At 63.1% G+C, this 3,168-nt stretch carries 5 protein-coding genes; 3 read left to right on the top strand and 2 right to left on the bottom strand.

Translation table 11 applies throughout. The features are described 5' to 3' along the window. Positions 1 to 406: 406 nt before the first annotated feature. Positions 407 to 640 carry a hypothetical protein gene (locus tag BQ17_RS20925; RefSeq protein WP_141699310.1) on the bottom strand — a complete coding sequence of 78 codons (234 nt, stop codon included), beginning with the start codon at positions 638 to 640 and terminating at the stop codon, positions 407 to 409. Positions 641 to 655: 15 nt separating this feature from the next. Between BQ17_RS20925 and BQ17_RS15125 the strand changes: the two genes are divergently transcribed. The 3 genes from BQ17_RS15125 to BQ17_RS15115 all read left to right on the top strand — a co-directional run bounded on the left by BQ17_RS15125 (position 656) and on the right by BQ17_RS15115 (position 2,503). Next, positions 656 to 958, top strand: a complete 303-nt coding sequence (locus tag BQ17_RS15125; RefSeq protein ID WP_089728449.1) for a hypothetical protein — start codon at positions 656 to 658, stop codon at positions 956 to 958. A 248-nt stretch (positions 959 to 1,206) separates the two neighbouring features. Further along, positions 1,207 to 2,112 carry a recombination-associated protein RdgC gene (locus BQ17_RS15120; protein WP_089728447.1) on the top strand — a complete coding sequence of 302 codons (906 nt, stop codon included), beginning with the start codon at positions 1,207 to 1,209 and terminating at the stop codon, positions 2,110 to 2,112. 148 nt (positions 2,113 to 2,260) lie between these two features. After that, a complete protein-coding gene (locus tag BQ17_RS15115; RefSeq protein ID WP_089728445.1) occupies positions 2,261 to 2,503 on the top strand; it encodes a BrnA antitoxin family protein in 243 nt (80 codons plus the stop codon). A 106-nt stretch (positions 2,504 to 2,609) separates the two neighbouring features. On the opposite strand, the gene BQ17_RS15110 is transcribed toward BQ17_RS15115, so the two are convergent. After that, positions 2,610 to 3,053 carry a YcgN family cysteine cluster protein gene (locus BQ17_RS15110; protein WP_089728444.1) on the bottom strand — a complete coding sequence of 148 codons (444 nt, stop codon included), beginning with the start codon at positions 3,051 to 3,053 and terminating at the stop codon, positions 2,610 to 2,612. Between the last annotated feature and the right edge of the window lie 115 nt (positions 3,054 to 3,168).

The following is a 3,168-nucleotide window of genomic DNA, read 5'->3' as shown; positions in this document are numbered from 1 at the left end:
CGCTCCAGCGTCATGAAACCTTGGCCGCTGGAGCGGCCACAACGGCATTCCCACGCTGGAGCGTGGGAACGAGCCATATTTCGTTGGCCCTTCCGGCTAGCGGGGAGCCCGCGTAGGGCGGATAAGCTTGCGCCATCCGCAGGGATGCCAGCCATCTCCGGCGGGTGGCGGCCAGGCTCCCTCCTGTGTCGGGACGGGGCTTGGCCTGACCCGACCTACAGGGCTCTCCGGTAAGGGTTCAAGACACTCCATTGAGTCTTCAAGACTCTCCGGTGAGTCTTCAACACTCTCCGATGAGTTCTCAAGACTCTCCCGTGAGTCTTTAACACTCTCCGATGAGTCTTCAGGACTCTCCGGTGAGTCTTTAACACTCTCCGATGAGTCTTCAGGACTCTCCGGTGAGTCTTTAACACTCTCCGGTGAGTCCTTGCCAGGCCCGGTTGCGGCTTCGGACCTCGATCTCCACGCCTCGCCCTACTCCTTTGCGGCAGGGGGTTTTTCTCGTTCCCACGCGCTGCGTAGGAAGCTGGTTGCTCCGCGCCGCGGAGGGCATCAGGCCGGTGGTATACACGGGAATCAAACCTGCCGGCGGTCCGGCGTTGTTATCCGGTGCGGCCCAGAGGGCGTCTGCGCTGAGCATTGCCGCCAGCTGGTGATGGGGTCTGTAAGCCGTCTGAAAGACGGCGGTCCCAGCCGGCCTGGGACCGCCGATATTCTATCGGCCCCTGGGACCGCCAACATTCTGTCGGTCCCTGGGACCGCCGACATCTTGTCGGTCCCTGGGATCACCGACATTCTGTCGGTCCCTGGAACCGCCGACATCTTGTCGGCCCCTGGGATCGCCGACATTCTGTCGGTCCCTGGGACCGCCGACATTCTGTCGGCCCCTGGGATCGCCGACATGTTGTCGGCTCCCGGGACTACCGATATTTTGTTGGCCCTTCCGGCTAGCGGGTAAAACCTGAATGCCGAAATGCCGAGTTGCCGGTCCAAATGGTCATCAGTCAGACTGAGTGTTCTCGTTCCCAGGCGCTGCGTGGGAACCAGAGACCGGGAGCGGGGCTTTTGCGACACCTTCCTCTCCGGGGAGCAGGGTTGTGAGGCACCGTATTGGTGGGCACGACCCACCCTATTAATGACATTGCCTTGCATCCGGGCTGGCAGCCCGGATAATCCCGCATCTTTGGTAAACGAATCGGGGTCGATGTGTTCAAGAATGTCCGTCTCTACCGCCTGGAAGAACCGTCCGCCATCGATGCGGACGGCCTTGAGCAGCAGCTCTCAGCGCGTCGGTTCCATCCCTGCGGCCCGCTGCAGACCGCCAGTCTCGGCTGGCATCCGCCCCTGGGGGAGCAGACGCAGGCGCTGAGCCACGCGGGCAACGGCTGTATTGCCCTGTGCGCGCGGCGCCAGGAGCGGCTGCTGCCTTCTACCGTGGTCAGTGAGGCCCTGGACGAGCGGGTGGTGGACCTTGAGGAGCGGGAGGCGCGCACTGTGGGGCGCCGGGAGCGCCGGCAGTTGCGCGAGGAGGTCTTGCTGGACATGCTGCCGCGGGCCTTCACCCGGTCGCGTCAGATCCACGCCTATCTGGATCTGACGGCCGGTTGGATGGTGGTGGATGCCGCCAGTGAGAAGGGCGCCGAGGAGTTGGTCGGCTTGCTGCGGGACACCCTGGGCTCGTTTCGGGTCCGCCCGCCGCGGCCGGGAAACCCACCGCCGGTCATTATGACCCGTTGGGTCGCGACCGGGGAGATGCCCGAGGGCCTGGCCCTGGGGGACGTCTGCGAGCTGCGCGATGCCCGCGACGAACGGGCCTTGGCGCGCTGCAGCGGACAGGATTTGGGGGCGGAGGAGATCGCTACTCACCTGCGCGCCGGCAAGGAGGTGGTCAAGCTCGCCCTCCAGTGGCGGGAGCAACTGGAATTTCTGTTGCAGGAGGACCTTTCCCTGCGGCGTCTGCGCTTTGCCGAGGCCCTGCTCGACGAGGCCCGGGAGCCGGATGTCGAGGATGAGGCGGCCAGATTCGACGCGGAGTTCGCCATCATGGCGCTGCAATTGCGCGAATTGATCCAGTATCTGGACGAGCTATTCGAGCCGGCCGGGGGGACCTGACGGAGCAGCGTAGCGGTTTGCGCGGCGCGGGTGTACTGGCCGGCAATGAATCGAAATCTTACCGGCGTTCTCACGGTGAGGTTCACCTACCGGAAAAACCGCATTCGCATCTTTGGCGCGGGTTACTGGCGGAAAGGTAAGCAGGTCTATGAGCAAGCCAATTCAATATAGCGATGGGCCAATCGGTGAAGTGCGTTTGGTCCCTGATTTCCTGCCTTCCCCGGAGGAATTGGCACTCCGTAGGGAACAAACGAAGGTCACGATCTCGCTGAGCTCGGAAAGCGTTGCCTATTTTAAGGAAGCCGCAAAGAAGCATCATATGCAGTATCAGAAAATGATACGGCAGCTTCTCGATGAGTACGTTGCGCGGCAGAAATGCGCTGACAAGTAGCTCCCGCCTAGCACGTAGGATGCTGGTGAGCGCGGTGGTTCCGAGCTTGCCGGCCGGTGCAGGTTCTCGCCGCGCGAACCGCATCAATGATTATGAAGGCTCCCGGCTATTCGACCCAATCGACCAGGTGATGTATCAAGGGGCCTGCGTCTTTCTCGCTGATGACGCGCCCATGGACGGACGCCCCGGCCCTTTGCACGGTTCCGGGGTCGCCGGTGAGCAGCGGATGCCAAGCGGGTAGGGGACGGTTCTCCGCCACCAGCCGGTAGGCACAGGTGGCAGGGAGCCACCGGGGTTGCTCCAGCACGGCCGGCGTCAAGGTGATGCAGCTGGGGATGATCCGGGCCCGATCGGCATAGTCGCCGCAGCGGCAGGTGTCCAGGTCCAACAGCTTGCAGGCCACGTTGGTGTAATGGATACGCCCGGTGTCCAGGTCCTCGAGTTTTTCCAGACAACACTTGGCGCAGCCGTCGCAGAGGGATTCCCACTGCCCGGGGGTCATATTGGCCAAAGCGGTGGTTTCCCAGAACCTGTCGGTTGTTGCGCTCACGGGTAGTGGTTAAGGTCTAACGGGAATCCGGGCCCTTCGGTTCCACCCGCGCCGCGGCGACGGCGCTTTCCTCTGGCCACAACACCTTGGCCGGGAACGGATACCTCGCCACATC

The organism is Candidatus Thiosymbion oneisti (assembly GCF_900092655.1).
Lineage (GTDB): Bacteria > Pseudomonadota > Gammaproteobacteria > Chromatiales > Chromatiaceae > Thiosymbion > Thiosymbion oneisti.
The sequence above is the reverse complement of the archived record's forward strand: the minus strand, read 5'-3'. Positions and strand labels throughout refer to the sequence as shown.

Bases quoted from the DNA above. Each gene is read 5' to 3' on its own strand.
- BQ17_RS20925 (WP_141699310.1), bottom strand. From the start codon at position 640: ATGCTCAGCGCAGACGCCCTCTGGGCCGCACCGGATAACAACGCCGGA.
- BQ17_RS15125 (WP_089728449.1), top strand. From the start codon at position 656: ATGGGGTCTGTAAGCCGTCTGAAAGACGGCGGTCCCAGCCGGCCTGGG.
- BQ17_RS15115 (WP_089728445.1), top strand. From the start codon at position 2,261: ATGAGCAAGCCAATTCAATATAGCGATGGGCCAATCGGTGAAGTGCGT.